Source organism: Vicinamibacterales bacterium, from assembly GCA_036504215.1.
Taxonomy (GTDB): Bacteria; Acidobacteriota; Vicinamibacteria; order Vicinamibacterales; family Fen-181; genus FEN-299.
In genome coordinates this window covers 1-2,453 of sequence record DASXVO010000008.1, presented here as the reverse complement: position 1 = coordinate 2,453, position 2,453 = coordinate 1, and the positions used below count along the sequence as shown (strand labels likewise).

Here is a 2,453-nt window from a genome sequence, read left to right as displayed (position 1 = left end):
TGATCGGCTCGAGCAGCACCGGCCTGGCCTTCTTGGCCGCGTCCTGGAACGCCATCGAGCCGGCGATCTTGAACGCCATTTCCGACGAGTCGACGTCGTGGTACGAGCCGTAGACCAGCTCGACCTTCACGTCGACCATCGGGTAGCCGGCGAGGATGCCGTTCTCCAGCGCTTCCTTGATGCCAGCCTCGACCGGGCTGATGTACTCGCGCGGGATGGTGCCGCCCACGATCTTGTCCTCGAACACGTAGCCCTGCCCCGCTTCGGCCGGCTGCGCGTTGATGACGACGTGGCCGTACTGGCCCTTGCCGCCCGACTGGCGGATGAACTTCCCCTCGACCTTCTCGACGCGGTTCCGGATCGTCTCGCGGTACGCTACCTGCGGGCGGCCGACGTTCGCGTCGACCTTGAACTCGCGCATCATGCGGTCGACGATGATCTCGAGGTGCAGCTCACCCATGCCCGAGATGATCGTCTGCCCCGTCTCCGGGTCCGTGTGGACGCGGAAGGTCGGGTCCTCTTCGGCCAGCTTGTTCAGCGCGATGCCCATCTTGTCCTGGTCGGCCTTCGTCTTCGGCTCGACCGCGACGTCGATGACGGGCGTCGGGAACTTCATCGCCTCGAGGATGATCGGCTTGTCCTCGTCGCAGAGCGTGTCGCCGGTGCGCGTGTCCTTGAGGCCGATCGCGGCGGCAATGTCGCCGCAGCGCACTTCCTCGATCTCCTCGCGCTTGTTGGCGTGCATCTGCAGCAGGCGGCCGATGCGCTCGCGCCGGTCCTTCGTGCTGTTGTACACGTGCGACCCCGCCTTCAGGGTGCCCGAGTAGACGCGGAAGAAGGTCAGGCGGCCGACGAACGGGTCGGTCGCCACCTTGAACGCCAGCGCGGCGAACGGCGCCTCGTCGGCCACGTCGCGCGTGTCGTACGTCTCGTCGTGGTGCGGCAGGTGGCCCTGGATGGCCGGCACGTCCTTCGGCGACGGCAGGAAGTCGATCACCGCGTCGAGCAGCGCCTGCACGCCCTTGTTCTTGAACGAGGCGCCGCAGAGCACGGGGCAGAACTCCATCTTGATCGTCGCCGCGCGGATGGCGTGGCGGATCTCGTCGACGGTGAGCGCGTCCACGCCCTCCGTCAGGAACTTCTCGATGAGCTCGTCGTCGTGCATCACCGCCGCCTCGATGAGCTCGTGGCGCGCGGCTTCCACCCGGTCGTGCATGTCGGCGGGGACGTCGGTGACCGTGAAGGTCTTGCCCAGCGTCTCCTCGTCGAAGATGTACTGCTTGCGCTCGATCAGGTCGATGTGGCCCGTGAAGAGCTCGCCCGAGCCGACCGGCAGCTGCAGCGCGTACGCGTTCTTCGTCAGGCGGTCCTTGATCATCGTCATGCAGCGATCGAAGTTCGCGCCCACGCGGTCCATCTTGTTGGCGAAGATCATGCGCGGCACCTTGTACCGGTCCGCCTGGCGCCACACCGTCTCCGTCTGCGGCTCCACCCCGGCCACCGAGTCGAGCAGCGTCACCGCGCCGTCGAGCACGCGGAGCGAACGCTCCACCTCGACGGTGAAGTCCACGTGCCCCGGCGTGTCGATGATGTTGATGCGATACTCCGGCCCGTCGCCCACCGCGGCATACGACTGCCCGTGACGGCGCCAGAAGCAGGTCGTCGCGGCCGACGTGATGGTGATGCCGCGCTCCTGCTCCTGCTCCATCCAGTCCATCGTGGCCGCGCCATCATGCACCTCGCCGATCTTGTGCGACTTCCCCGTGTAGTAGAGGACGCGCTCAGTCGTCGTGGTCTTGCCGGCATCGATGTGGGCCATGATGCCGATGTTGCGGTAGTACTTGAGTTCGGTATCGCGAGCCATGAGTGCGAAGAGAGATCCGTAGTTTTGAACCGCCGGCCTCGGCGGCATTGTGTGCGATCCAACGAAAACGCGGCTGGACCGGGCGCCCATCCCGCAACTCGGGAAAGGCCGGTATCCATCCGCCCTCGCCGGGTACACTCGCCGCTGCTGCGCGAATGGGGACCCTCGGCGCGCCGGGCAACGCTGCCCCGACGTTGAATTGTCCTGCGTTGCTTTTCGGAAACCTCGGCGCGGGCTACACGAACTCCCGTGCGTCATCGGTCGGCTTGGTCCTTCGCCCCCGCGCTGACGACTTCCACCAGTCAGTTGGCGGGCCCATAATGCCCGGGGCGCAGTTCCCCGGTCGTCCGCGAAATGCAACCCCGCGGCCGGCTACGAAAAGTGCAATGAACCGCAATTCCCCGTAGCCCAATGAAGGTAGTGCAATTCCTTGTGTAGTCAAGGCTTGTGTCAACGACCAGTAGAAGTGTCCCCGCGGTTACGCCATTAGAACTGTCCCCTCGTCGCGGCCTGCTTGTCCGCCACGGCTTGCCGGTACCACTGCTGCAGGCTCTTCCGCCACGGATGGTCGGCCCGTGGCCGCCGCGCC

At 66.0% G+C, this 2,453-nt stretch carries 1 protein-coding gene; it reads right to left on the bottom strand.

The genetic code is table 11. The features are described from left to right. Nucleotides 1-1,864: elongation factor G (gene fusA / locus VGK32_02470; GenBank protein ID HEY3380600.1), on the bottom strand; the 1,864-nt coding region annotated here is incomplete at its 3' end. Nucleotides 1,865-2,453: the final 589 nt, after the last annotated feature.